This window comes from Mesorhizobium sp. B2-3-15 (genome assembly GCF_006442875.1).
In the GTDB taxonomy this organism is placed as follows: domain Bacteria; phylum Pseudomonadota; class Alphaproteobacteria; order Rhizobiales; family Rhizobiaceae; genus Mesorhizobium; species Mesorhizobium australicum.
In genome coordinates this window covers 251,823-276,316 of record NZ_VFVO01000009.1, presented here as the reverse complement: position 1 = coordinate 276,316, position 24,494 = coordinate 251,823, and the positions used below count along the sequence as shown (strand labels likewise).

The following is a 24,494-nucleotide window of genomic DNA, read 5'->3' as shown; positions in this document are numbered from 1 at the left end:
GAGATCCACACGCCGATGTGGGTGGTCAGCGATGCCGCCCGCGAGGCGATCGACCTGATCGAGCGCGCGGTCGAAAAGCGCCAGGTGCTGACCATCGACTACTCGGACGAAGCCGGCCGCGGCACCGCGCGCGATATCAGGCCGCTAGGCCTGTGGTTCTGGGGCAAGGTGTGGACACTGGTCGCCTGGTGCGAGATGCGCGATGATTTCCGCGCCTTCCGCATCGACCGCATTGCCTCCGTGGTCATCGCCGGCCGAATCTTCAAGCCGGAGCGCGGCAAGCAGCTTGCCGATTTCTACCGGGCGGTGGAGCGCAGCGAGGACTACGGCATGGCGCCCGACCGCGCGGCGCGAAGCTGAGACTTGCTGGCCGCACAAAATAGCCCGCTCGAAGCGGGCTATTTTGTTCCGTTCGCGAAAAGCCTATTCCTCGTCGTCCGTATCGGTGTCCTTCGACTTCAGCGCCGACAGCTTGGCGAAGACGGCGTTTGCATCGAGCTCCGCGTCCTCGTCCTTCGGCTTCTCCGGTGCAGGCACCAACCGCTCGGTCAATGCCGCCGGCAGCAGCGTGTCGCCGACCGGCTGCGCCTGTTCGCGGCCGCGCGAGGCGCGGTTGACTTCCATGTCGAGGTCGATCTGCGAGGCGAGACCCAGCGTCACCGGGTCCATCGGCTGCAGATTGGCCGAATTCCAGTGCTTGCGTTCGCGGATCTGCTCGATCGTCGACTTGGTGGTGCCGACGAGGCGCGAAATCTGCGCGTCCTTCAGTTCGGGATGATTGCGCACCAGCCACAGGATGGCGTTCGGCCGGTCCTGACGTTTCGACAGCGGCGTATAGCGCGGACCCTTGCGCTTGGATTCGGGTACCCGCACCTTGGGGTCGGAAAGCTTCAGGCGCTGGTTCGGATCCTTCTCGGCGCGCGCGATCTCGTCGCGGGTCAGCTGGCCGGTCATGATCGGATCCATGCCCTTGATGCCTTGCGCTGATTCTCCGTCGGCGATCGCCTTGACCTCGAGCGGATGCAGCCCGCAGAACTGCGCGATCTGCTCAAAGGAAAGCGCGGTGTTGTCGACCAGCCAGACGGCGGTCGCCTTGGGCATAAGCAGCGTATTGGCCATGTGCAAATCCTTCTCGTTCGCCCGCGTTCCCGCGCGGGCGGTGGTTTAGAGCCACCAAAATGGGAAATTCGCGGCCTGTATAACTGCTCTCAGGTCGTTTCGCAACGTTTTTGGAAGAGCTGGGAACGACATGGCCAACCAAGGCACGCGGTGACGGCTAACGTTTGCCACGGCGGTCCAAACCCTGCCGCCGCATTTGCCGCGGATCGCCATGGCATATCACGCCGAAGCCGAGATGAATCCAATCCCCCCAAAAGACAAAACCCGCCGGACAGGGTCCAGCGGGTTTGGAACCGGCGACGACAAGCGTCTGCGGCGGCTCTGCATTGCGACCCTGCCTTGCGGCGGGTCGCGCTTGCAATCAGATCGCCTGACGGGCGATCCGCTCGATGTCGCCGCGGTTGATGCCGAGGTCGCTGAGCTGACGGGCGTTGAGGCGGTTCAGTTCGCGAACGGTCTCGTTGTACATGCGCCAGTTACGGAAAGCACGGATCGGGTTCATGGTAGTCCTCCTGAATTGGGTTCGTTTCGATGATGCTCAAATAGTGATCATCGGGCGGGACTTGAACAGCCGATTTTGCATAGCAATGATGCAAATGCTGCATTGCACCATTAAGCTTCTGTTCATCTTGTAGGCAGGGGCGAAGGACGCTGGCCAGACCGTGTCGAGATCCGGTCGGGCCGAGCCGAAAATGCTGGCGTCCTAGCCGACGTCGAGCACGATCTTGCCGATATGCTCGCCCTCCTCCATCCGCTCATGCGCACGCCAGGCGTCGGTGAGCGGGTAGATCATGTCCATCACCGGTGCCACCTTGCGCGTGCCCAGCAGAGGCCACACCTGTGCCTCCAGCGCCGCCGCGATCGCCGCCTTGAATTCGACTGTGCGCGGCCTGAGCGTCGAGCCCGTATGGGTCAGCCGCTTGACCATGACCTTGGAAAAATCGGCACTGGCGACAGCGCCTGCCTGAACCGCGATCTGCACGATCCGGCCCTCGACAGCGGCGGCCTCGTAGTTTCGCTGGACATAGTCGCCGCCGACCATGTCGAGGATGACGTTGGCGCCTCGGCCTTCGGTCACCTCCTTGACCGCGGTGACGAAATCCTGCTCGCGGTAATTGATCGCACGGTCGGCTCCGATCTTCAGGCAGGCGTCGCATTTCTCCTGGGATCCGGCGGTGGTGATCACATAAGCGCCGAAGGCCGAGGCGAGCTGGATCGCCGTGGTGCCGATGCCGGACGAGCCGCCATGGACGAGCAGTGTCTCACCCTTCTTCAGGCCGCCGCGTTCGAACACATTGTGCCAGACGGTGAAATAGTTTTCCGGCACCGCCGCCGCTTCCGTGTGGGTGAAGCCCGCCGGCAGTGGCAGAACGCTGCCTGCATGAACCCTGACATATTCGGCATAGCCGCCGCCGGGCGTGAGCGCGCAGACCCTGTCCCCGATGCGCCAGCGCGATATCTGGTCGCCAAGAGCGGCCACTTCTCCCGACACCTCGAGGCCCGGCAGGTCCGATGCACCGGGCGGAGGCGGGTAGGCCCCCTTGCGCTGCTGCACGTCCGGCCGGTTGACGCCGGCGGCATGCACCTTGATCAGGATTTCGCCGGGGCCGGGCTGCGGTACGTCGCGCGTTTCCGGTTTCAGCACCCGTGGGCCACCCGGCTCCGAGATAGCGATCGCCGTCATCCGTGCCGGAATTTTCTGTCCGCTCGCCATGAAGTTTTCCGTCTTTCCTCGCCGCACTCTTACCGGCTGTTTGCATCGACGCCCTTGCCCTATGTATGCTCATTGCCAAATCAGGCAAATGGCCAATCTGGTCTGGCGGAGGAGGAGCAGCCATGGCGATCTTCGACGACGAACCCAAGAAGAAGGCACGTCCGCACGAGATCGGGCAAGACCTGTCGCTGCTTTCCGTCGGTGAACTGTCCGAGCGCATCGGCATCCTGCGCGACGAGATCGCCCGGCTGGAGGCCGAACTCAAGACCAAGGACACCACCAAGTCGGCTGCCGAGGCGCTGTTCCGTCGCGGATAAGTTCGCTGAGGTAACCGCCCGCCGCCGAAAACCGAATGCGACTGCCTTCAAACCTGCGTCCCCGCCCAGTCCCCAGCCGGATCAAAAAATGCTCGCAGCCTACAGACCGATCCTTTCCCTGCTTCGCGGCACCGCCTTTCTTCTGGCTGCATCGGGACTGCACGGGCTGCTGCTGCCCTTGCGCGGCCAGGTGGAAGGGTTCTCGACCGCTTCGCTCGGCCTGATGGGCACGGCTTGGGCCGGCGGCTTCGTCACCGGCTGTTTCTTTGCGCCGCGCATCGTGCGCCGCGCCGGACATGTGCGCGCCTTCGGCGCCTTTGCCGCGTCCGGCGCGATCGTGGCACTGCTCACCGGCCTGATCATCGACGAGTATGTCTGGATCCTGCTGCGTGCCTTTACCGGCTTCACCATGGCCGGCGCCTTCATGGTCATCGAAAGCTGGCTGAACGAGAAAGCCACCAACGAGAACCGCGGCACCGTTTTCGGCCTTTACATGATGGTCACCTATGCCTCGATCATGGGCGGCCAGATGATCGTCGCCGGCGGCGACGTGAAATCGGCGTCGTTGTTCATGATCACCGGCATCCTGTTTTGCCTGTCACTGATCCCGACGGCCGTGTCGACCGCCTCGCATCCCAAGCCGCTGCAGGACGTCAAGCTCGACGTCAAGGGACTCTACGCCAACTCGCCGGTGTCGGCGATCGCTTGCCTTTTGATCGGCATCGCCAACGGCGCCTGGGGCACGCTCGGCGCCGTCTACGGCGCCCGCATCGGAATCTCCACCGCCGAGATCGCCTTGATGATGAGCCTGGTGGTCGTCGCCGGCGCCGCCATGCAACTTCCGGCCGGGCGCCTCTCCGACAAGACCGACCGGCGTTTCGTGCTGGCCGGTGCCGCCTTCGGCGCGGCGCTGTTTGCGCTGCTCATCTTCCTGTTCGAGCCGCGCTCGGCGGTCTTCGTCCTCGTCTTCACCGCCGCCTACGGCGCTTTCGCCTACACGCTCTATTCGATCGCCGTAGCGCATGCCAACGACCACGCCCGGTCGGAAGATTTCGTCAAGGTGTCGGGCGGGCTGCTGCTGCTTTACGGCTTCGGCACCATGATCGGGCCGTTGCTGGCCGCCGCCCTGATGGGCTGGATGCGCCCGGAGGGCCTGTTCCTGGCGACAGCCTTCGCGCATCTGTCGCTGGCCGGCTACACGCTGCTGCGCATCAGCCGCCGCGCGCCGGTGCCGATCGGAGATCGCGATGCCTTCAAGACGCAGCCGGCCGACCGTTCGGTGACCCCCGAAGCATTGCGGCTCGATCCGAGAAGAAAAGCAGAAGCAAACAGTTGAGATTTGAAAAACTTTGCCTCACAAATGAGGCATGATGTTTTCCGACGCCTTCATGGCGATCGCCGATCCCAATCGGCGCCATCTTCTGGAAGAACTTCGACGCGGTCCGAAGACCGTCAACGAATTGGCGGCCGGGCTGCCAGTCTCCCGCCCGGCGGTATCACAGCATCTGAAAGTGTTGCTCGACGCCGGACTGGTCAATGCCAAGGCTGAAGGGACGCGGCGTGTCTATACGGTGAGCAATGCCGGCTTCCTCAGACTCAACATCTGGCTCGATCAATTCTGGGAAGCCTGATCCTCTTCGGTCAGCGGCCACAACGATCAGGTTTCCATCCGCAAAAACTTGCCGAGAAGATCGAGCAACACCCCGGTCCCATGCTCGCGTGTGCCGGACGTGTCATGGCCATCCAGGAAAGCGCCCTGCTCGGTCAGCACCAGGCGCGTGCTCTTGTCTTCGGCAAAAAGTTCGATCGTGGCCAGCGACACCGAAATTCTGATATCGCCAAACAGCATGTCGTAGCTGTAGACGATGCGCTGGTCGGGCACGATATCCCAGTAAGTGGCGGTGTAGACGTGGATCGGCCCATCCTTCGGCCCTCCGGCATTGATCTCCTTGCCGCCGACGCGAAAGTCCAGTTCGGATCGGCTGGGCATCGGGTTGCCCGGATCGGTGAACCAGTGCCGCTTGGCGTCCGGATTGCTGAGCGCGAAAAAGACCTTCGATGGCGCCGCCGGATAGAGGCGCTCGATAACGAAGGTGGAGTGGACGACGGAACGTTCGGTCATGGCTTGGGTCCTCGCTGGTCAACTCGATTGGTTCGGCGGAATGAAGACACCGTTGCGATAGGCAGCGCCGAAATAGACCTCGACACTACGCAGCCGGCCGCCGCGAAACACGTGTAGCTCGGTGTTGCGGAAGGATTTTCCGTCCACCGTTTCGCAGCCATACAGAACGAAGGCGGCAGCCCCGTCTTCGCAAATCCGCTCGATCGTCATCGACCGGAACAGCTTGCCATTCGGCCAGCAGCGCTCGAAATAGGTCGTGCGATCGATGGCGTCGTCATAGGGGCTGGTGAAGGTGAAATCGTCGGCAAGGGTTGCCTCCATGACGGCGCGGTCGCCGGCCTGAAAGGCCGCGAAATAGCCGCGGACCAGATCGGATTTTCTCTTTGACATGGCATGCTCCTCTTCAGTTCTCCGCAAGAAAATCGCCGAGCCGATCCAGCCGGCGTTCCCATGAGAGGCGCCGCTCATTGATCCAGTGTTCGGCCGCGCGCAGCGCCTTCGGCTCGATCTGACAGGTGCGCACCCGTCCGACCTTTTGCGTGCGCACGAGGCCACTCGCCTCCAGGAGATTGAGGTGCTGGACGACCGCCGATAGCGACATCGCCAGCGGCTCGGCCAACTGGCTCACCGACGCCGGGCCGCGTGATAGCCGGTCGACCATCTGCCGCCGCGCCGGATCGGCGAGCGCCTGGAACATCAGGTCGAGTTGGGCGGGATCGTGCAGCATCGCGATCAGCCGTTGTTGTAGGGAAAGAACTTGAAGTAAGGCTGCGCCTCCTCGATCACCCTGGTGAAGGCGGCGCGCTGCAGCAGGCGGTCGTGATAGCGCTTCACGGCGGGATAGCTGTCGCCGAACGGCTCGACCTTGTTGGCATAGAAGAGCGCCGGAGACGCCGCGCAATCGGCCATGGTGAAGATATCGCCCACAGCCCATTCCCTCGACAGCATCTCCCGTTCGATGATGGCGTAGGAATTGCGCAGCTGGCTCCGCGCCTGCTCGACACCGAATGGATCGGTCTTGTCCTGCGGCCGCAACCTGTCGCCGACGATCTTCTGCATCGGCTCCTGCACATAGAAATCATAGAAGCGGTCGGCCTGGCGGACCGCCAGCGCCAGGTCGATGCCTTCGGGAACGAGGTCAATCGGTCCCGGATAGTGCGCGGCCAGATATTCCACGACGATGGTCGATTCCAGCACCGTCCGGTCACGCGCGTCGTCGCGCAGCGCCGGCATCTTGCCGGTCGTCGAAACCTTCAGAAAGGCCGCGCGCGATTGCTCATCGCCTAGGTCGACGATGACGGGCGCAAAAGGCGTGGCGTTCTCGTAGAGCGCGATCAGCGGCTTCCAGCAAAAGGAGGCCAGCGGATGGAAATGCAGCGTCAGGGACATTCTTGTGCTCATCTGTTCTGTGGAAACACTGAAGCATTTACTTAACTATTGCGGCAGGCCTCGCTCGTCAAGGCTCGCCCACGAAGTCTCAGCTGGATCGGACATGCTCGACAATGGCGGCTTCTATATCAGGCCAGTCATCCGGATGCAGTTCGTGACCGCCGCCTTCGACACGAAGGAGTTTCGCTCCGGCAACTGCTTGGGCCAAGGCCTCGCCATGCTCGACCGGAAAAATCGGATCCGACGTGCCGTGGATGACCAGAAGCGGCACCGCCAGTTCGTGCAGGCGACCCTTCCATTGGTCATTGCCCTTGAGCATGAAATGATTGGTGGCGCTGAGCAAGCCGCCGGACCTGGTATAATCCCGCTCGATGAACGCCCTCATCCCGGCCTCGTCGAACCGATGCGCGGTGCTGGCGATCGCGCGTGCATCGCTGACCATGAAGTCGATGACCTGGCGGCGGTCCGCCCAGTCGACCTTGGTCCCATCGGCCGAATGCTCCATATAGGCATCGGTCGTTTGCGGCAGATGCGACGTGTCGGTCCCCACGGGCGAACTGCTGATCACGGTCAGCGAAGCGACGCGCAAAGGGTGCCGGAGCGCGACGAATTGCGCGATCATGCCGCCCATCGACATGCCCGCGACATGCGCATTGCCGATGCCGTGACTGTCGAGAACGGATATCGCGTCGTCAGCCATGTCGTCGAAAGTGTAGGGCGGCTGTCCCACCAGATATTTGGTCGACCGGCCAGTGTCGCGATTGTCGTAGCGGATCACGTAAAGGCCGGCATTCGCGAGCTCCCGGCAAAACGCCTCCGGCCACCACAGCATTGAGGCCATCGCGCCCATGATCAGCAACAGCGCCGGATCCGCCGGATCGCCAAAGGCTTCCGATATGATCTCGGGACGGTCTTTGCTCGTCATTTCATGGCCTCCTCATCTGCTTGCATTTTGCAATCGGTTGCACGATAGGAAAACCGATACGATAATGCAACCGGTTTTGCGGAGAAAATGAAATGACCCTCGATCGCCGGTCCGGCTGCCCGATCAACCTTTCGCTCGAGGTGTTCGGCGATCGCTGGAGCCTGATCATCCTGCGCGACATGATTTTCGGCGGCAGGCGCCATTTTCGCGAGCTGCTCAACGGCTCGATGGAGGGTATCGCCTCCAACATCCTCGCAGACCGTTTGAAGCGGCTGATGGAGCTCGGCATGCTGACCAAGGCGGACGACCCGAGTCATAAGCAGAAGGCGATCTACAGCCTGACCGAGATGGCCATCACGCTGGTGCCCATCCTGGCCCATCTCGGCGCCTGGGGCCGCGTCTGGCTGCCGACAAGCGAGGAACTCTCGATCCGCGCCGAACTCCTGGAAAAGGGCGGACCTCCAATGTGGGAGAAATTCATGGACGAATTGCGCCATGAGCATCTCGGCACCCCCCTCGACACAGCGCCCGGCTCCTCTGTCCGCGCGACGCTGCAGGCCGCCTATGAAGCGGTGGTTGCTGAAAAGGCCCGCAACGCCAGCCCGGCCGTCTGACCAACTATTTTCCCCGTTGAAAGGCCGGCTCTGCTACAAAGGACGGAAATCACACTTCACGGGATTGGATACGCTCTTGGTTGAGAACTCTAGGGACACTGCCCGCGCGCGTGCCGATCTGCGCTTCAAGAAGCAGGAAGAGGCGGCGACGGTACGGCAGAAAGCCATGGCCGAATACGTCGCCGAGAGCGATGCCCGCAAGGCCAAGACCGACAAGCTGCGGGCGCTGCGGCTGGCCAAGGAAGCCGAAGATCTAGCCAACGCGCCTGCCGCACCTGCCAAGAAGCCGGCCCGCGCCAAGAAAAAATAGCCCCGTCTCTCCGCCAATGCCTCGTCCTGGATCGAGCGGTCGTAACGCATCCGACAGGCACGCCTTCGTCCCGCTGCTGCGCGGGAAGCAATTTCAACCGAAAGCGGGATTGCCTGGTCCGGCTGGCCGGCGATGATTGGGCTGTTCAACAGGAGATTGCCATGACCGCTCTGTCGCTCGAAAAAGCCGTCGAGATCATCAATGCCGCCTTCGCCAAGGGCGCCGACCTCAAGCTCAAGCCGCTCGGCGTCTCGGTGCTCGACGCCGGCGGGCACCTGGTCGCCTTCCAGCGCCAGGACGGCGCCTCGTTCCTGCGCCCGCAAATGTCGGCCGGCAAGGCTTATGGCGCGCTGGCGATCGGCATGGGCTCGCGCAGGGTCGAGGCCTTCGCCAAGGAGCGCCCGCATCTGGTTGCCGGCATTTCCGACGTGTCGGGTGGACGCGTGCTGCCGGTCGTCGGCGGCGTGCTGATCCGCGACAAGGCAGGCAGTGTCATCGGCGCTGTTGGCATTTCCGGCGACACGTCTGACAATGACGAGGCGGCCGCGATTGCCGGCATCGAAGCCGCCGGCTTCGCCGCCGATCCGGGCTGAGGTTCCGGTCTAACTCAAATTGATGTCGCGGCTGGCCGACCGCATCGACACCGCGAACCCGGCCAGCACATCGAACAGCGCGATGATCAGCAGCGTGAAGAAGATGGAGTGCGCGGCACCCTTCACCAGCAGAAACTCGACCAGGAAAGCAACGAAGACAAGCGTCGACAACAGATGGTCCATGATCGAGGCGGTGGTCGTGCGCGCCGACTTCACCATTTCAAGGAACAGAAAAATCAGCCCGATCAGCACGATCAGGTCGCCGAGCGTCATCGAGAACACCCCGCCCGACATCATGCGGAACGAGAACATCTCGCTCGCCCACGGATCGTCGCCGCCGCCGAATATACCGAGCAGGCCGAGATTGTAGAGCACGAAAGGCACGATCAAAAGCGGGACGGCACCGAACATCTGGCGTCTCCATATGGGGGCACCTTCTGTAGAATGCCCCACAGGCACGGCGTCAAGATTTTTCGTGCGCGGCCGCAAACACGGTCGAATACCGGATGCAACAACCATGTCAGCCGGTTGCCCGGCCGACATGAAAATCGAGAGACGAAAGCTCAGCGCTTGAAGTAGCCGGCGCGCACGGCAAGGCCAAAACGCAAAAAGACCGGCCAGAAGCCGGTCTTTTGTAACTCGGTTGCTTGGGAAAAGCTGGTCTCAGCTTTCCTTGGGCGTCAGCACCTGGCGACCGCGATACATGCCGGTCTTCAGGTCGATGTGGTGCGGGCGGCGCATTTCGCCGGAGTTCTTGTCCTCGACATAGGTCGGGGCCTTGAGGGCGTCGGCCGAGCGGCGCATGCCGCGCTTGGACGGAGAGGTTTTGCGTTTCGGAACGGCCATGGATATGCTCCACTACATGGTCAAAAGCCCCGCCCGCCCTCGTGAAAGGGCCATGTCGGGGCCTAAATCTGAGAAAGTCGGGTGCCTATACACGCCTGACACCGTTTTGGCCAGCACCGCAGTGAATCTTTTTTATACCGGCTAGTCCAGGCAACCGACATAGCCGCCGGAGCGGCCGGCGCGCCGCTCGATCAGATTGGCGAGCCTTCTCAAGCCCGGCCCTGGTTTTGCCGGATTGCGGGCGATCGGATTGGGCAGCGTGACGGCGAGAAGGGCCGCCTGCCGTCTGGACAGCTGCTTTGCCGAAATGCCGAAATGGTGCCGCGCCGCAGCCTCGATGCCGTAGATGCCGGGCCCCCACTCGGCGATGTTGAGATAGATCTCCATAATGCGCCGCTTCGACATCACCGCGTCGAAATAGACGGCCAGCGGCAGTTCGACGACCTTGCGCACCGAGCCCAGCGGCCGCGACCACAGGAAAAGGTTCTTCACCGTCTGCATGGTGATGGTCGAGGCACCACGCGTCGCCTCGCCGGCCAGCGCATCATCGACGACCCCCCTGAGCTCGCCAAGATCGACGCCGCGATGAAAGCAGAACTGCCCGTCCTCCGACATGATGACCGAATGGGCGAGCACAGGCGCGACATCATCGATCGACACCCAGCGCCGGTCGTAGCCGGAGAATGTCGCGAGATCCTTCAGCATCAGCGTCGACACTGGATGCACGAAGGACGGCAGGTAGAGAAAGGTCAGCACCACCGGGATGAGCGCCAGCACGGCGGCCACGACGATGCCGCGCCGGACCCAGCGCTTGAGACTGCGGCGGCTCACGCCTCGCGATCTCGTCGCCATGTCCAGCTTTTCGGTCTCATGATCGACGATCGGTTCCGCCAAGCCGCCCAACCCATGCCAGAGAACTCGCTTTGAAACTGCCTCCTGGGAGTCATGTGAGGGTGTTTTCGAGAACCGGAGCGGAGCGTACATTCGAGTACGTGAACACCGGAAGCGCGGAAAACGCCTTCAGATGACCGCAGGAGATGAGTTTCCAAACGGGCTCTTACCGCCCCGGCATAATGGCGCTTGCCTTCTTGCGCAACGTCTGAGTGTCGGCTACCGGTCCCGGCCATGACGAATGACGACGAAATGGCGTTCGAAATGGCGCTCATCAGGCGCGCGGCCGCCGTCGAGGTGATGCTGCGTCGCTTGCTCGACGACCGCCCGCTTTCGGGCGAGATCGCGCGGCCCGATCGTCTGATGGCGGCGATGCGCCATGGCGTGTTGAACGGCGGCAAGCGCCTGCGCCCCTTCCTGGTCATGGAAAGCGCCGCCCTGTTTTCCGCCGATGGCGAAGCGGCGTTGCGCGTCGCGGCGGCGCTCGAATGCGTGCATTGCTATTCGCTGATCCACGATGACCTGCCGGCGATGGACGACGATGACCTGCGCCGCGGCCAGCCGACCGTGCACAAGGCCTTTGACGAAGCCACCGCCATCCTGGCGGGCGACGCCTTGCTGACTCTGTCCTTCGACATCATCGCCGGCGAAGCGACGGCGCTGCCGGCCGAACGGCGCGCAGCCCTGGTGCTGGCGCTCGCCCGCGCCGCCGGGGCCGGTGGGATGGTCGGCGGCCAGAAGCTAGACCTCGAAGCCGAGCAAGTGCGACCGGACGAGGCCGGCATCATAACACTGCAGGCGATGAAGACTGGCGCGCTGATCCGCTTCGCCTGCGAGGCGGGTGCGATCCTGGCCGGCGCACAGTCGGATGACCTGGAAAGGCTTGCCGAGTTCGGTTCGGCGATCGGCTTGGCCTTCCAGCTCGCCGACGACCTGCTGGATCTGACGGCCGACGCCGAGCAGATGGGCAAGGCGACCGGCAAGGATGCCGCCGCGGGCAAGGGTACGCTGGTGGCCCTGCACGGCGCGGATTGGGCACGCAAGCAGCTCGACGGCCTCGTCGGCCAGGCGCACGCGCTGCTCGAGCCCTATGGCGAAAAGGCTGCCCTGCTGAAGGCCGCAGCGATCTTCGTCGCAACCCGTAACAGCTGACGGCAGGCTCATGTCGGTTGCGCGGTGCACCTGCGGTCCACCAACGAAATCTTAATGTAAATGAAGCGTAATCCCAATCCTTAGAATGATGCGTATGTGTTGGGGTTGCGCATGCCGGAATATTCTTCCTTTATCCGGTCCGTCCGGATACGTTATCTTTCAGGATTGTTGGTTTTCGCGCTGGCTTCAGCCGCCATCATGGTTGCGCTCAATCGCGTCAATTCCTTGCGCCATGAAATCGATGCGCTGAGCAGCAATCTCGTCATTTTCACCCGCGATCTGCGCAACGCCACCAGCTTCGCCGAGACAACCAGTTCCGCCTGGCGGATCGAGACGCGCGATGCGCTGACGGCTTCGGCGCGCGACCATTCCGAGCGGCTGACCGGCGAGATCGAGACACTGACCGCCCAGCTCGCCGCGATCCGCCCGCGCCTGTCGGCCAAGACCGTCAGCGAGCTCGCGGCCGCTTCGGTCAATGGCGACCTGTTCTGGTCGCCGCGTGACATGGTTCGCAACTTCAACCTGATGTCGGTGGCGCAAAAGACCGATGAATGGAGCACTCGCGAGATCCGCAACCAGAACGACCTGTTCGTTCAGCCTATGCTGGTGCGTGTCCGCACCGCGATGGACGACGAACGCCATCAGGCGGACGCGTCCAGCGATCGGCTGCTTTTGTGGGCAAGCGGCTTGTTGTTTGCCGTCCTGGGCATCGTCGCTTTCTGGATCTTCCGCCCGATGGAACAGGCGATCCGTCGCGCCTTTGCCCAGTCGGCCGAATCCTTGTTCAAGGCAGAGGCCGCCGACCGTGCCAAGTCGGAATTCCTGGCCAATATGAGCCACGAGATCCGCACACCGATGAACGGCGTGCTCGGTATGGCCGAATTGCTGGCCAAGACCGAGCTCAACCCGCGCCAGAAGACGTTCACCGACGTTATCGTCAAGTCGGGCAACGCGCTGCTCACCATTATCAACGACATCCTCGACTTCTCGAAGATCAATGCCGGGCAGTTGACGCTCGACCCCGCCCCCTTCCGCCTCTCGGAAGCGGTGGAGGACGTGGCGACGCTTGTCTCGGCGCGCGTCGCCGAGAAGAACCTGGAACTCATCGTGCGCGTCGATCCCAGGCTGCCGGCCTATGTCGTCGGCGACGCCGGCCGCTTCCGGCAGATCGTCACCAACCTGGTCGGCAATGCAGTGAAATTCACCGAGAAGGGCCATGTGCTGATCGATGTCGGCGGCGAAACCGTCAACGACGTCGTCCAGCTCAAGCTGCGCGTCGAGGACACCGGCATCGGCATCCCGGCCGAGAAATTGCAGAACGTGTTCGAGAAGTTCGCTCAGGTCGATGGCTCCTCGACCCGCCGTCACGAAGGTACCGGCCTTGGGCTCGCCATCGCCGCCCGCCTCGTCGACCTGATGGCCGGCAAGATCGGCGTCGAGAGCGAGATCGGCCGCGGCTCCGTCTTCTGGTTCGCCGTGCCGCTGCCGGTCCACCGTGCCGAGGCGCGCGACGCCATCGTGCCGGTCGACGTCACCGGCGCGCGTGTGCTGGTCATCGACGACAATCCGGTCAACCGCGAGATCCTGCTAGAACAGCTCAGAAGCTGGAGCTTCGACTGCGCCGCCGCCGAAAGCGGCGCGGTTGGCCTCGCCTTCCTCGATCGCGCCTGCCAGCTCCGCGCCAGCGTCGACTGCATCATCCTCGATTATCAGATGCCCGGCATGAACGGCGCCGATGTCGCCCGGGCCATCGCCGCCGACAGCCGGCTGTCCACCATCCCAGTCGTTATCCTGACGTCGGTCGACCAGGTCGATTTCGGCAAGATGATCATCGACTTCGGTATATCGGCGCATCTGACCAAGCCGGCGCGCTCGGCGGTCCTGCTCGGCACCGTCATCTCGGTCATCCAGAAGGCGCGCTCGCAGGTCGGCAAGGCGCACTTCATTCGCGAACCGATCCAACCGATGCCTCAGCCGGCTCCGCCGGCCTTCACGGTTATCCGCGGCCCCGCCATGCCGATCGCGGCAGTGCCGGAATCGAATGCCGCGCCGAACAGCCCGATCGACATCCTCATCGCCGAGGACAATGACGTGAACCAGATGGTGTTCGGCCAAATCCTCAATGGGCTGGGCTTGAGCTACCGCATCGCAGGCAATGGCCGCACCGCGGTCGAGATGTACCGGTCGCTGCATCCGAGGCTGGTTCTGATGGACGTCTCGATGCCGGAAATGAACGGCTACGAGGCGACACGCGCCATTCGGGCGATCGAGGCGTCGTCGGGTGGCCACATCCCGATCATCGGCGTCACCGCGCATGCGCTGAAGGGCGACCGCGACAAGTGCATCGAGGCCGGCATGGACGACTATCTGCCCAAGCCCGTTTCGCCCGATCGCCTCGGCGCCAAGATCGGCACCTGGCTCAGCGAAACGGTGGTGGCCAAGACGGCCTGAACTCCGTCCGGCGTCAGACGGCTGCGTCCAGATGGTAGCGGCGCATCCAGTCGAGGCTTGTCGCGTCGGCGAGCTTCGCGACACCCGGTTTCACATCCCCGGCGTTCGGCGACTGTACGCCCAAGGCCTGACAGATGGAAATCAGCGTTGCCGCCGGGCTGCTTGAAAGCCGCTCGTAGCCAATACGCAGCGGCGTTATGTCTTGCTCGGCGAACCATGTGTTCCACGCTGAGTCATAGGCTTCGAGCTCGGCGACTTCGTCCCTGATACGCTGGAAGTCGTACCGCGGTTCTCCTGGCGATCCGACCCTTTCGATCTCCGTTCCATCGGGAGCGACGTGCCAAAGGCCGGTCTGCTCCGCCTTGACCAGGGAGACAGCCTGCGCAAGCTTGTTCTCACGCGACAGATGCACGTAGAGAACGCGACCGAAAGCCCTTTCGAAACGCGCTTTGCCCGACGCAAGCCCCGGAAAAATCCGGTCGAGGATCGCTGAAAGCTCGTCCAGGTTTTCTCGCATCAGGCGAAGACCGAAGATTTCCGTACCACCCTTGCCGGCATCGATCGCCGCATTGAGATAGGCAAGCTGGAATTCAAGCTCGCCCATCGTGTCGCGAGGCGGCAGGTTCCATTCTTCGGCCCACTCCGACACATCCTGCCGCCGATAGAATGAGTGTGGATCGCCGGTCGTTCTGGTGGCCGCCAGCAGTTTGCACAGCAAGGTGCTGCCGGTTCTGGGCGTGCCGCAGATAATGTACGCGTCGAACATCGCTGTCCCTGTAGCTGCCGAAGGCGGACCAGCCCACCGGTCCGGCGCCGCTATAGCTGAAATCGTTGCTGGATACGATGGGCACATTCCAACGGCGTGTGCCCCGTGCAGCCCAACCCTCCTCGGCTACCGGTTGCGCACCACCACGCAGGCGCCACCGATGCTTTGCAGTTTCTGGCAGATGACATTGGCGGCGGCGCGGTCGTCGACGCCGATCCGGACCGCGTAGATGCCGCGCCGGCCGATCGGCGTACGCACTCGGCTGACCACCGGATCATGCCCGGCAAGCAGGGCCGGAAAACGGCCCCGTACCCTGAGCCATTGGCTGATCGCGGCGCTGCGGCGGAAATTGCCCGCCACCTGAATGCCCCATGGCTTGATGTTGATTGAGGCCATCGCCACGGTTCTGGACATGATCACCGGCAGCTTGCGGCAGGCGACCGCGAAATCCAGCTTGGCGTCGAGTGGCTCGACTTTGCCGGCATAGGCCCGGTCGGTGAACTTGTCGACCGGCTCGCCCATCACGTCGAAGACATAGCTTTCCGTCTCCATCGGCAGGAAGCCACCGGAATTCAGCCAGCGCGACACCCGGCTCTCGCCGGCATTGTAGGCAGCGGCCGCCAGACCGAGATTGCCATAGCCGGCCTTCATTTCGGCGAGATATCTGGCCGACGCCGGAATTGCCTGGTTGATGTCGAAGGAATTTTCCAGCCCCCGCATCTTGGCGGTGCCCGGCATGAACTGGGCAATGCCTTCGGCGCCGACAGGGCTCACGGCGTTGGGATCGAACCGGCTTTCCTTCCAGATCAGGCGGGCGAAGAAATCCCGGGGCAGGCCGTTCTGGTCGGCATGCGCCTGGATCAGGTTACAGACCTTGTCGATCAGCCGCTGCTTGGCCGATTGCGGTGGATCGGCCTGGGCAAGCGTCGACCAGGCCATACCGCACAGGAATATCAGCGCCACCCACGGGAAACGCCGCATCTGGTTTACTCTGCCGCGGCCTTGCCGCCCCGACCGAAGCGCTGGTCAATATAGTCGGCGACCATTTTCTCGAAATCCGCCGCGATCGACGGCCCGCGCAGCGTCGCCGCCTTCTTGCCGTCGACGAAGACCGGCGCGGTCGGCGTTTCTCCGGTGCCGGGCAGCGAAATGCCGATATCGGCATGCTTGGATTCACCGGGACCGTTGACGATGCAGCCCATCACCGCGACCTTGAGGTTCTCGACGCCCGGGTATTTCTCCCGCCACACCGGCATGTTCTTGCGCAGGTCCGCCTGGATGTTCTGCGCCAGTTCCTGGAACACGGTGGAGGTGGTGCGGCCGCAGCCCGGGCAAGCCGCGACGATCGGCACGAACTGCCGGAAACCCATGGTCTGCAGCAGTTCCTGCGACACCTGCACCTCGCGGGTGCGATCGCCATTGGGCTCCGGCGTCAGCGAGATGCGGATGGTATCGCCAATGCCTTGCTGCAAGAGGATGCCCATGGCCGCGGAAGACGCGACGATGCCTTTGGAGCCCATGCCGGCCTCGGTGAGGCCGAGATGCAGCGCATGGTTGGAACGGGTCGCAAGCTCGGTGTAGACGGCGATCAGGTCCTGCACGCCGCTGACCTTGGCCGACAGGATGATTTTTTCGCGGCCAAGACCAATTTCCTCGGCCATCTCGGCCGACAGGATCGCCGACTGCACGATTGCCTCGCGCGTCACTTCCTGCGCCGTCAGCGGGAAACCCTTGTCCTGGTTGTCGTCCATCAGCCGCGTCAGAAGCTCCTGGTCAAGCGAGCCCCAGTTGACGCCGATGCGCACCGGTTTGTCATGTTTGATCGCCATCTCGACGATCGCCGCGAACTGCCGGTCCTTCTTATCCTTGAAGCCGACATTGCCGGGATTGATGCGGTACTTGGCCAGCGCCTCGGCGCAAGCCGGATGATCGGCCAGGAGCTTATGTCCGATATAGTGGAAATCGCCGACCAGCGGCACGTTGATGCCAAGCCGCTGCAGCCGCTCATGAATGCGCGGCACGGCGGCGGCACTTTCATCGCGGTCGACGGTGATGCGCACGATCTCGGAGCCGGCGCGGTGCAGCGCCGCGACCTGCGCGACTGTCTGGTCGATATCGGCCGTGTCGGTGTTGGTCATCGACTGAACGACCACCGGCGCGCCGCCGCCGACGACCACGCCGCCGACATCGACGCCGACCGAGGTGCGGCGGGGGAAGGGAGAAGAAAAATATCCGGTCATGCCGGCAGCCTTTTGTCTCTGGAGCGCTATGCGTCTCTCTGAAGCGCGTGCGTCCACCTGGACGCACAAGCCGGGGCCGATGCGTTGAAGTCCGGCATGAGGTGGAGGAGCAAAGATGGCTTGTCAATGGCGACAGTCGCCACTGGCAGCAATTGGTCCCGGCCGGGACCTGAAACAGCACACGAGCTGGCAGCGGCCAAGCGGGCAAGATGGGTCCGAAGGATATTAGTTTCCGCTTATGGTGCAGCGCTGAAAATCGCAATCACTGCACCGGCGGCTGGCGCCGCCGGCAAGGAAGACCGCCAGTGGTGAGCGGCTATGTCAGGTGAGGATCAATGCGTGGTTGGTTGCGCCCTCAGTTTCTCAATCGCATCCTTGAGTGCCAGCTTGCGTCGCTTGAGATTCCCGATTTCGAGGTCATCAACCGACGGGTGATTCATCGCGTCATCGATTTCGCGTTCGATGTCGCCGTGTTTCCGCTGCAACTCATCAAGATGGGATGCAAGAGACATGATTGGTTCTCCCTTTCATGGTTTTCCTCGATTGCAGCCGCCAAGGCACGTCCACCGCAGGTCGTATCTGTGACGGCACAATGACAGTGTGCCACCATCGAGCAGCGATGTCGAATGCTGCGTGGTAGCATTCCACGACAACGTGAAATGTGATATGGGCTGCGCGCCGGTGGCAGAAATTGCCGCCCCCGCCCAACCAGGCCCAGTTTTGGGCGCCGCAGACGTGCAGACGGTAGAGAATGTCCGATCAGGAACAGGCCGATACTCGCCTCGAATTTTCCCGGCTGAAGCAGGAACACGCCGATTTCGATGCCGCGATCAACGCCATGATCGCCATGAATTGCGACCCGCTGCAGATCCAGCGCATGAAAAAGAAGAAGCTGTTCCTCAAGGACCGACTGATGAAGCTGGAAGACAGGATCATTCCAGACATCATCGCCTGAGACGGAATCGCGCCGCCGGCACTTTCCGCCTATGCGCCGATCGAGAGCCCGGCGGCGCGGCCGCGCAGCAGGCCGATGAGATCGGCGGTCCGCTCCTCCGACGTATCGATCGGAACCACCAGGCACATCGTCGCCTCGACCTTGCCTGGCGCTGAAAAGACCGGCACGGCGAGGCATTTCGTATAGGCGTCGACCAGGCCCGAGGTGACGCAGTAGCCGGTCACCCCTGCCTTTGCGATGTCGGCGATGAAATCGTCGAGCCGCAGCTTGCGCCCGTCAGGCAGCACGAGATCGTCATCAGACACCATGGCTTCGATCGCAACTCTATCCAGCCCCGCAAGCAATAGCCGGCCAGACGCGGTCCAGGGCAGCGGTATCTGCAGGCCGGTGGCCGAACTGATGCGGAACGGCCTGGTACCAGGGCTGGAATGGACGATCGTATAGCGGCCGCTCTGCAGCATGCACAATTCCGAGGTCTCGCCCGTCTCGCGCGACAGATGGTCGACCTCCTGGCGCCCGCGCCGCAACAGGTCGTTGCCGCGCACATAGTCCATTCCGTAAAGGTAGAGCTTCTTGCCGAAATAGACGCGATTGCCGTCGCCGGCCATTTCAAGGAGGCCGGCATCGACCAGAGACCGCACCAGCGTGTAGGTGGTCGAACGCGGCGCATTGACGCCCTTGGCGAGATCGCCAATGCCGATCGCACGCTGCGTCGTGTGAAGGAACTCTAGGATTTCCAGGACCCGGTTGAGGCCCTTCTCACGGGAGCCCGGCGCCTTCTCGTCGGCCGAAGCAGCCAAAACACTACTATCTTGCATTGTCGATTCCCGGTGCTAGTATCTGTCTTGTACAGGATACATGCGTCTCTTGTAAGAGACAATCTTTGATAATCACTGCCGCGTGTATGGCCTGTGCATAGGGGAACACAACACGAAAGGAGGTCGCCGTGAACGACACATCCGGAAGACGTGATTTTCTGAAATTGGGAATGGCGGGACTTGCCACGGCCGGCGTGCTGGCAGCCGTCGATGCGCAGAAGGCCGCCGCACAGGCCGCATCCGACAGCCTGCTGCGCACCGTGCTCGACAGAGGCAAGCTGATTGTCGGGACCGGCAGCACCAACGCACCCTGGCATTTCGAGAACGATGCCGGCGAACTGGTCGGAATGGATATCACCATGGGCCGCATTCTCGCCAAGGGCCTTTTCGACGACCCGACCAAGGTCGAGTTCGTCATGCAGGATCCGGCCCAGCGCATTCCCAACGTGACCACCAACAAGGTCGACATCACCATTCAGTTCATGACTATGACGGCGCAGCGCTCGCAGCTGATCAATTTCTCCCGGCCCTACTATGTCGAAGGCGTTGCCTTGCTGACCCTGCCGACCGCCGAGAACAAGACCTTCGACAAGCTGCTGGCCGGTGGTTCAGCGACACGCATTTCCATCCTGCAGAATGTCGACGCCGAAAGCTCGGTCCACTATGCTCTGCCGCAGGCCCAGGTGTTGCAGATCGACACGCAGGCGAACGTGCTGCAGGCGCTGGAGTCCAAGCGTGCCGACGCCGCCGCGGTCGACCTGTCCACCGTGCGCTGGCTCGCCTCGCGCAATCCAGACAAGTATTTCGATGCCGGCAAGAGCTGGTATTCGATGCTTTACGGCGCCGCGCTGCGGCAAGGCGATTTGGACTGGCTGACCTTCGTCAACCAGACTTTCACCATCGCCATGTTCGGCCACGAATCGGCGCTCTATGACGCCGCCTTCAAGGACTATTTCGGCCAGGAGCCGCCGGCGCGTCACCCCGGCTTCCCGGTCATCTGATCCCGGATTACGGAAGGGTGGCGTTGTTGCCCTTCCGTAATCGACTCGACGTCCTTCACACCGAGGCGGATGCATGGGCTATGCCCTTAATTTCAACCTGATCTGGCGGCATTTCGACAAGCTCTGGGGCGGCCTGCTGCTCAGCCTCGAGCTTGCCGTGATCTCGATCGCCATCGGCGTCGTCATCGGGTTGGTGCTCGCGGTCTGGTACGTCTCGGCCGGACGCGTGGTGCGGGCGGTGATCGCCGCCTATGTCGAATTCATCCGCAACGTGCCGCTGATCCTGCTGGTCTATCTCGTCTTCTACGGCCTGCCGACCGTGGTCGACCTGGCCTACAGTGCACCGACCTCGTTTGTATTGACCCTGTCGGTCTATAGCGGCGCCTATCTGGTCGAGGTGTTTCGCTCCGGGCTCGAGGCTGTCCCGCGCGGCCAGCTCGATGCCGGCAAGGCGATCGGCCTAACGCCATGGCAGAGGCTGTTGCACGTGCGCCTGCCTACAATGCTGCGCATCACGCTGCCGGCGCTCTCCAACACCTTCATCTCGCTGTTCAAGGACACCTCGATCGCCTCGGTCATCTCGGTGCCCGAACTCACCTTCGGCGCCCAATGGATCAACTTCAACACATTCCGCATCGTCGAGGTCTACCTGGTCACGACGGCGATGTATCTGGTAACCGGCTATGCGCTGCTTTTCGGGCTGCGGCTCGTCGAGCGCCGGTTCAGGGCGGCGCGCTGACATGCTGAGCCAGATCCTCTACGCACTGCCCTTCCTTGCCCAGGGCTTCGCCGTGACCTTGTGGGTCTCGCTGCTGGTGGTGGTGCTGTCGCTTATCGCCGGCGTCCTGCTGGGCGTCGGCCTGATCTATGGTCCCGCCCCTTTGCGCTGGGCGGTGCGCATCTTCTCGGACACCATTCGCGGCATTCCGATCCTGGTGCTGATGTTCTTCGTCTATTACGGCCTGCCGGCGATCGGGCTGCATCTGCCATCGTTCTGGGCCGCGGTGTCCGCGCTCACCCTGTTCAAGACGGCGCAGGTCATCGAATACCTCAGGGGCGCGGTCGGCTCGATCCCGAAGGGACAGTCCGAAGCCGCGATGGCGATCGGGTTGACCTTTCGCCAGAGGCTCACCTACGTCATCTTTCCGCAGGCCTTCAGGCGCTTCCTGCCGCCCTGGATCAATGGCGTCACCGACGCGGTCAAGGGCAGCGCGCTGGTGTCGCTGCTCGGCATCACCGATTTGATGCAGGCCATCAATCAGGTCATCGGCCGCACCTATGAAGCGATGCCGCTCTATATACTGGGCGCGCTCCTCTATTTCGCGGTCAACTACGCACTCTCGCTCGCCAGCCGGCGGCTCGAGCGGCGTTTCTCCTTCATCCGGGAATAGCAACGATGTCCGAAGCCCCAAACGCCAGTCCGGCACTGCTCGACGTGCGCGATGTCTCCAAGGCCTTCGGCGCCGTCGAGGTGCTGCGCTCCGTCAGCCTTCAGGTGAAGCGCGGCGAGGTGGTGACCGTCATCGGCCCTTCCGGCAGCGGCAAGACCACGCTGCTGCGCTGCGTCAACTTCCTGGAGAGCTACGACAGCGGCTCGATCCGCATCGACGGCAAGGAGGTCGGTTTTCGCGAGGCCGGAACGCGTCAGCGCCGCAGCGAGCGCGATCTTGCCGCCATGCGCGCCGAGACCGGCATGGTGTTCCAGAGCTTCAACCTGTTCCCTCACCTGACGGCGGCCGGCAACATCATGCTGGGTCTGACCAAGGTGCGCGGAAAAAAGGACGCCGAGGCACGATCGATCGCCGAACACTGGCTCGGGCGCGTCGGCCTTGGCCACAAGGCCGACAGCCTGCCGGCCGAACTCTCCGGCGGCCAGCAGCAGCGCGTCGGCATAGCCCGCGCCGTGGCCATGGAACCGAAGATCCTGCTGCTCGACGAGATCACCTCCGCGCTCGATCCCGAACTCGTCGGCGAGGTGCTGGCCGTGGTGCGCAGCCTCGCCGAGGATGGCATGACCATGCTGATGGTAACCCACGAAATGGCCTTTGCCCGCGACGCTTCTAGCCGCATCGTCTTCATGGCCGATGGCGGCGTCAGCGCCGTCGGGCCGCCGAAGGAGATCCTCGCGGCGGAGACCAGCAACGAACGCCTCCGTACTTTCCTGGCGCGCTTCCGAGCCTCGCATTTCTAAACTCAGGCGGCCAAAGCCGCCCAAGGAGCCTTCATCCATGACGCCTTATATCAGGCTCGCCGAACTCGGCCTGACGTTGCCCGAGCCGCCGACGCCGATCGCCAACTTCGTCACCCATGCCGAGAGCGGGCGGCTGATCTTCCTCTCCGGCCAGGGGCCCCTGCGCGCCGACGGCACGCTCTGCACCGGCAAGGTGGGCGAGGACGTGACGGTCGAGCAGGCCTATCAGCATGCCCGGCTGACCGGGCTCAACCTGCTTGCCGTCATGCATGCCGCCGCCGGCGATCTCGGCCGTATCGTACGCGTCGTCAAGCTGCTCGGCTTCGTCAACGCGACGCCGACCTTCAGCGACCACCCGAAAGTGGTCAATGGCTGCTCGGACCTGTTCGCCGATGTCTTCGACAAGATCGGCGGCCATGCCCGCTCGGCGATCGGCGTCGGCTCGCTGCCTGGAAACATCACCGTCGAAATCGAAGCGGTCGTCGAGATCGCCGCCTGACCTGCCACCCACGGGATTAGCTCACATGAAAACCTCTTCCGACACCGGCTCCAACACCACCATCCGCGAACGGCTGGGATTGCGGCCGATCATCAACGTCTCGGGCACCATGACCGCGCTCGGCGCCTCGATCATCGTCCCGGAAGCGATCTCCGCCATGGCTGAAATGGCCTCGCAATGGGTGGAAATGGACGATCTGCAGCGCGCCGCGAGCACGGTCGTCGCACGCCTCACCGGCGGCGAGGCCGGCTTCATCACCGCCTGCTGCGCCAGCGGCATCACCATGGCGATCGCCGGTGCGATGACCGGAACCAGCCTGCTCGCCATCGAGCGCCTGCCCGACGACACTGGCGACCTCAAGTCGGAGGTCGTCATCCAGCTCGGCCACATCGTCAATTACGGCGCCCCGATCGACCAGTCGGTCCGCGTCGCCGGCGCCAGGGTGGTGCCCGCCGGCACGGTCAGCGTGACCCAGGACTATCATGTAAGCGAGGCGATCAACGAGCGCACGGCGGCGGCCCTCTACGTCGTGGCCCACCACACGGTGCAATACGGCATGCTGTCGCTGGAGGAATTCTGCGATATCTGCCACGCCAAGGGCGTGCCGGTGATCGTCGACGCCGCGTCCGAGTATGATCTGCGCGGTTTTCTGGCGCGCGGCGCCGATGTCGTCATCTACAGCGGCCATAAATTCCTGAGCGGGCCGACCAGCGGCATCGTCACCGGCCGCAAGGATCTGGTGCGGGCCGCCTATCTGCAGAACCGCGGCGTTGCGCGCGCCATGAAGGTCGGCAAGGAAAGCATCGCCGGCACCATGGCGGCACTCGAAGCCTGGGAGAAGCGCGACCATGCCGGCATCCGCCGGCGCGAGGAAGCAGCACTGAACCTGTGGAAGGACGCGCTGCAGGGACTGCCCGGCATCGCCGCCATCATCATTCCCGACCCCACCGCCAATCCGCTCGACCGGCTGCAGATATTCGTCACGCCGGAGAGCCGCTTCACCGCCGCCGGTCTTGCCTCGGCCCTTGCCGCCGGCTCGCCGCCGATCATCGTGCGCAACCACGAGGTCGAGCGCGGCCATTTCTTCCTCGACCCCTGCAACCTTCACCCCGGCGAGGCGGAGATTGTCGCCGAACGTCTGCGCGCCGTGCTGACGGCGAAGGAGCGCCCGGCCGACGCGATGAAGGTCGCCCGCAAGGATTCGTCAGGCGTCTTGCGCTGGCCGGATTGATCGCTAAACCGACCATGCCGAAGGCATCGGCTGATCACGCGACTGTGAACAGCCGGAATTTGCCCACGCGGGAATAAATCCTCTCTTCAACAAGTCTCCTCGACATACGCCACGGCTGGCGTTGAGGAGACTGGCATGCCCCATCATCGCGAGCACAGCGAACACGGCTGCGGCGTCAGCCGCCGTCATGCGCTGCCGAGCATGATCGTCATCAGTCCCTTCTCCATGGCGCCTCTCCTTTTCATAGCGCCCCTCCTTTTCATAGCGCCCCTCCTTTCATAGCGCTTGACACTGGTGACGCAGATGAATTCACTTTCAGCAAGGCAGACGACTTTGCCCGTTTCCGGGGG

At 63.2% G+C, this 24,494-nt stretch carries 31 protein-coding genes and 1 pseudogene; 16 read left to right on the top strand and 16 right to left on the bottom strand.

Going from position 1 to position 24,494, the window contains the following annotated elements:
* Positions 1 to 360 (top strand): WYL domain-containing protein (locus FJ954_RS20240; RefSeq protein ID WP_140662731.1); only part of this gene is annotated, 360 nt, incomplete at its 5' end.
* A gap of 63 nt (positions 361 to 423) precedes the next feature.
* Here the strand turns inward: FJ954_RS20240 and FJ954_RS20235 are convergent.
* The 3 genes from FJ954_RS20235 to FJ954_RS20225 form a co-directional block, all read right to left on the bottom strand.
* On the bottom strand, positions 424 to 1,119 hold the full coding sequence (locus FJ954_RS20235; RefSeq protein WP_015315358.1) for a DUF1013 domain-containing protein: 696 nt from the start codon (positions 1,117 to 1,119) through the stop codon (positions 424 to 426).
* A 361-nt stretch (positions 1,120 to 1,480) separates the two neighbouring features.
* A complete protein-coding gene (locus tag FJ954_RS20230) occupies positions 1,481 to 1,621 on the bottom strand; it encodes a DUF1127 domain-containing protein (protein WP_013892619.1) in 141 nt (46 codons plus the stop codon).
* 201 nt (positions 1,622 to 1,822) lie between these two features.
* Positions 1,823 to 2,833 carry an NAD(P)H-quinone oxidoreductase gene (locus FJ954_RS20225; protein ID WP_140662729.1) on the bottom strand — a complete coding sequence of 337 codons (1,011 nt, stop codon included), beginning with the start codon at positions 2,831 to 2,833 and terminating at the stop codon, positions 1,823 to 1,825.
* Positions 2,834 to 2,955: 122 nt separating this feature from the next.
* On the opposite strand from FJ954_RS20225, the gene FJ954_RS20220 reads away from it, so the two are divergent.
* The 3 genes and pseudogenes from FJ954_RS20220 to FJ954_RS20210 all read left to right on the top strand — a co-directional run bounded on the left by FJ954_RS20220 (position 2,956) and on the right by FJ954_RS20210 (position 4,781).
* Positions 2,956 to 3,150: a DUF1192 domain-containing protein gene (locus tag FJ954_RS20220; RefSeq protein ID WP_015315356.1), complete on the top strand. Its 195-nt coding sequence runs from the start codon at positions 2,956 to 2,958 to the stop codon at positions 3,148 to 3,150.
* Between the two features lie 76 nt (positions 3,151 to 3,226).
* A pseudogene (locus FJ954_RS20215) lies at positions 3,227 to 4,486 on the top strand (MFS transporter); the annotation flags it as partial.
* Between the two features lie 31 nt (positions 4,487 to 4,517).
* Positions 4,518 to 4,781: a metalloregulator ArsR/SmtB family transcription factor gene (locus FJ954_RS20210; RefSeq protein WP_010911936.1), complete on the top strand. Its 264-nt coding sequence runs from the start codon at positions 4,518 to 4,520 to the stop codon at positions 4,779 to 4,781.
* Between the two features lie 26 nt (positions 4,782 to 4,807).
* Here the strand turns inward: FJ954_RS20210 and FJ954_RS20205 are convergent, their stop codons facing one another.
* From FJ954_RS20205 to FJ954_RS20185, 5 genes are all read right to left on the bottom strand, one after another.
* Positions 4,808 to 5,272, bottom strand: coding sequence for an SRPBCC family protein (locus FJ954_RS20205; RefSeq protein ID WP_140662727.1), 465 nt, complete (start codon positions 5,270 to 5,272; stop codon positions 4,808 to 4,810).
* Positions 5,273 to 5,290: 18 nt separating this feature from the next.
* Positions 5,291 to 5,662 carry a nuclear transport factor 2 family protein gene (locus FJ954_RS20200; protein ID WP_015315352.1) on the bottom strand — a complete coding sequence of 124 codons (372 nt, stop codon included), beginning with the start codon at positions 5,660 to 5,662 and terminating at the stop codon, positions 5,291 to 5,293.
* Between the two features lie 13 nt (positions 5,663 to 5,675).
* Entirely contained in the window at positions 5,676 to 5,999 is a 324-nt protein-coding gene (locus FJ954_RS20195) for a metalloregulator ArsR/SmtB family transcription factor (RefSeq protein ID WP_015315351.1), read from the bottom strand.
* A gap of 5 nt (positions 6,000 to 6,004) precedes the next feature.
* Positions 6,005 to 6,661, bottom strand: coding sequence for a glutathione S-transferase family protein (locus FJ954_RS20190; protein ID WP_140662725.1), 657 nt, complete (start codon positions 6,659 to 6,661; stop codon positions 6,005 to 6,007).
* A gap of 88 nt (positions 6,662 to 6,749) precedes the next feature.
* Positions 6,750 to 7,586 carry an alpha/beta hydrolase gene (locus tag FJ954_RS20185; RefSeq protein ID WP_140662723.1) on the bottom strand — a complete coding sequence of 279 codons (837 nt, stop codon included), beginning with the start codon at positions 7,584 to 7,586 and terminating at the stop codon, positions 6,750 to 6,752.
* 92 nt (positions 7,587 to 7,678) lie between these two features.
* On the opposite strand from FJ954_RS20185, the gene FJ954_RS20180 reads away from it, so the two are divergent.
* The 3 genes from FJ954_RS20180 (at position 7,679) to FJ954_RS20170 (ending at position 9,103) form a co-directional block, all read left to right on the top strand.
* Complete coding sequence (locus FJ954_RS20180; RefSeq protein ID WP_015315348.1) at positions 7,679 to 8,200, top strand: helix-turn-helix domain-containing protein; 522 nt, start codon at positions 7,679 to 7,681, stop codon at positions 8,198 to 8,200.
* 76 nt (positions 8,201 to 8,276) lie between these two features.
* Positions 8,277 to 8,510 (top strand): hypothetical protein, encoded by a 234-nt coding sequence (locus tag FJ954_RS20175; RefSeq protein ID WP_023773965.1) that lies wholly within the window; start codon positions 8,277 to 8,279, stop codon positions 8,508 to 8,510.
* Between the two features lie 161 nt (positions 8,511 to 8,671).
* Complete coding sequence (locus tag FJ954_RS20170; protein WP_140662721.1) at positions 8,672 to 9,103, top strand: heme-binding protein; 432 nt, start codon at positions 8,672 to 8,674, stop codon at positions 9,101 to 9,103.
* A gap of 9 nt (positions 9,104 to 9,112) precedes the next feature.
* Here the strand turns inward: FJ954_RS20170 and FJ954_RS20165 are convergent, their stop codons facing one another.
* From FJ954_RS20165 to FJ954_RS20155, 3 genes are all read right to left on the bottom strand, one after another.
* A complete protein-coding gene (locus tag FJ954_RS20165) occupies positions 9,113 to 9,514 on the bottom strand; it encodes a hypothetical protein (RefSeq protein ID WP_015315345.1) in 402 nt (133 codons plus the stop codon).
* Positions 9,515 to 9,766: 252 nt separating this feature from the next.
* Positions 9,767 to 9,949 (bottom strand): 50S ribosomal protein L32, encoded by a 183-nt coding sequence (gene rpmF, locus FJ954_RS20160; RefSeq protein ID WP_008834724.1) that lies wholly within the window; start codon positions 9,947 to 9,949, stop codon positions 9,767 to 9,769.
* A 141-nt stretch (positions 9,950 to 10,090) separates the two neighbouring features.
* Positions 10,091 to 10,852, bottom strand: a complete 762-nt coding sequence (locus tag FJ954_RS20155; RefSeq protein ID WP_140662719.1) for a transglycosylase domain-containing protein — start codon at positions 10,850 to 10,852, stop codon at positions 10,091 to 10,093.
* Between the two features lie 222 nt (positions 10,853 to 11,074).
* Between FJ954_RS20155 and FJ954_RS20150 the strand changes: the two genes are divergently transcribed.
* The gene (locus tag FJ954_RS20150) at positions 11,075 to 11,992 is read left to right on the top strand and encodes a polyprenyl synthetase family protein (RefSeq protein WP_140662718.1); all 918 of its coding nucleotides are present in this window, start codon (positions 11,075 to 11,077) and stop codon (positions 11,990 to 11,992) included.
* A 111-nt stretch (positions 11,993 to 12,103) separates the two neighbouring features.
* Positions 12,104 to 14,443 carry a response regulator gene (locus FJ954_RS20145; RefSeq protein ID WP_140662716.1) on the top strand — a complete coding sequence of 780 codons (2,340 nt, stop codon included), beginning with the start codon at positions 12,104 to 12,106 and terminating at the stop codon, positions 14,441 to 14,443.
* 13 nt (positions 14,444 to 14,456) lie between these two features.
* Here FJ954_RS20145 and FJ954_RS20140 read toward each other — a convergent pair whose 3' ends face one another.
* From FJ954_RS20140 to FJ954_RS20125, 4 genes are all read right to left on the bottom strand, one after another.
* Complete coding sequence (locus tag FJ954_RS20140) at positions 14,457 to 15,209, bottom strand: Stf0 family sulfotransferase (protein ID WP_140662714.1); 753 nt, start codon at positions 15,207 to 15,209, stop codon at positions 14,457 to 14,459.
* A 126-nt stretch (positions 15,210 to 15,335) separates the two neighbouring features.
* Positions 15,336 to 16,190, bottom strand: a complete 855-nt coding sequence (locus FJ954_RS20135) for a lytic transglycosylase domain-containing protein (protein ID WP_140662712.1) — start codon at positions 16,188 to 16,190, stop codon at positions 15,336 to 15,338.
* Positions 16,191 to 16,195: 5 nt separating this feature from the next.
* A complete protein-coding gene (ispG, locus tag FJ954_RS20130) occupies positions 16,196 to 17,449 on the bottom strand; it encodes a flavodoxin-dependent (E)-4-hydroxy-3-methylbut-2-enyl-diphosphate synthase (protein ID WP_140616683.1) in 1,254 nt (417 codons plus the stop codon).
* Positions 17,450 to 17,781: 332 nt separating this feature from the next.
* The gene (locus FJ954_RS20125) at positions 17,782 to 17,961 is read right to left on the bottom strand and encodes a YdcH family protein (RefSeq protein ID WP_015315338.1); all 180 of its coding nucleotides are present in this window, start codon (positions 17,959 to 17,961) and stop codon (positions 17,782 to 17,784) included.
* 239 nt (positions 17,962 to 18,200) lie between these two features.
* Between FJ954_RS20125 and FJ954_RS20120 the strand changes: the two genes are divergently transcribed.
* The gene (locus FJ954_RS20120; protein ID WP_015315337.1) at positions 18,201 to 18,404 is read left to right on the top strand and encodes a YdcH family protein; all 204 of its coding nucleotides are present in this window, start codon (positions 18,201 to 18,203) and stop codon (positions 18,402 to 18,404) included.
* 29 nt (positions 18,405 to 18,433) lie between these two features.
* Here the strand turns inward: FJ954_RS20120 and FJ954_RS20115 are convergent, their stop codons facing one another.
* Positions 18,434 to 19,222, bottom strand: a complete 789-nt coding sequence (locus tag FJ954_RS20115) for an IclR family transcriptional regulator (RefSeq protein WP_140662711.1) — start codon at positions 19,220 to 19,222, stop codon at positions 18,434 to 18,436.
* Positions 19,223 to 19,392: 170 nt separating this feature from the next.
* Between FJ954_RS20115 and FJ954_RS20110 the strand changes: the two genes are divergently transcribed.
* From FJ954_RS20110 to FJ954_RS20085, 6 genes are all read left to right on the top strand, one after another.
* Positions 19,393 to 20,223 carry a transporter substrate-binding domain-containing protein gene (locus tag FJ954_RS20110; protein ID WP_174361987.1) on the top strand — a complete coding sequence of 277 codons (831 nt, stop codon included), beginning with the start codon at positions 19,393 to 19,395 and terminating at the stop codon, positions 20,221 to 20,223.
* Positions 20,224 to 20,296: 73 nt separating this feature from the next.
* Complete coding sequence (locus tag FJ954_RS20105; protein ID WP_015315334.1) at positions 20,297 to 20,962, top strand: amino acid ABC transporter permease; 666 nt, start codon at positions 20,297 to 20,299, stop codon at positions 20,960 to 20,962.
* A 1-nt stretch (position 20,963) separates the two neighbouring features.
* On the top strand, positions 20,964 to 21,614 hold the full coding sequence (locus FJ954_RS20100) for an amino acid ABC transporter permease (protein WP_015315333.1): 651 nt from the start codon (positions 20,964 to 20,966) through the stop codon (positions 21,612 to 21,614).
* Positions 21,615 to 21,619: 5 nt separating this feature from the next.
* Entirely contained in the window at positions 21,620 to 22,414 is a 795-nt protein-coding gene (locus FJ954_RS20095; protein WP_015315332.1) for an amino acid ABC transporter ATP-binding protein, read from the top strand.
* Positions 22,415 to 22,451: 37 nt separating this feature from the next.
* Positions 22,452 to 22,913, top strand: coding sequence for a RidA family protein (locus FJ954_RS20090; RefSeq protein ID WP_015315331.1), 462 nt, complete (start codon positions 22,452 to 22,454; stop codon positions 22,911 to 22,913).
* Between the two features lie 25 nt (positions 22,914 to 22,938).
* A complete protein-coding gene (locus tag FJ954_RS20085) occupies positions 22,939 to 24,144 on the top strand; it encodes an aminotransferase class V-fold PLP-dependent enzyme (RefSeq protein ID WP_140662709.1) in 1,206 nt (401 codons plus the stop codon).
* Positions 24,145 to 24,494 lie beyond the last annotated feature (350 nt).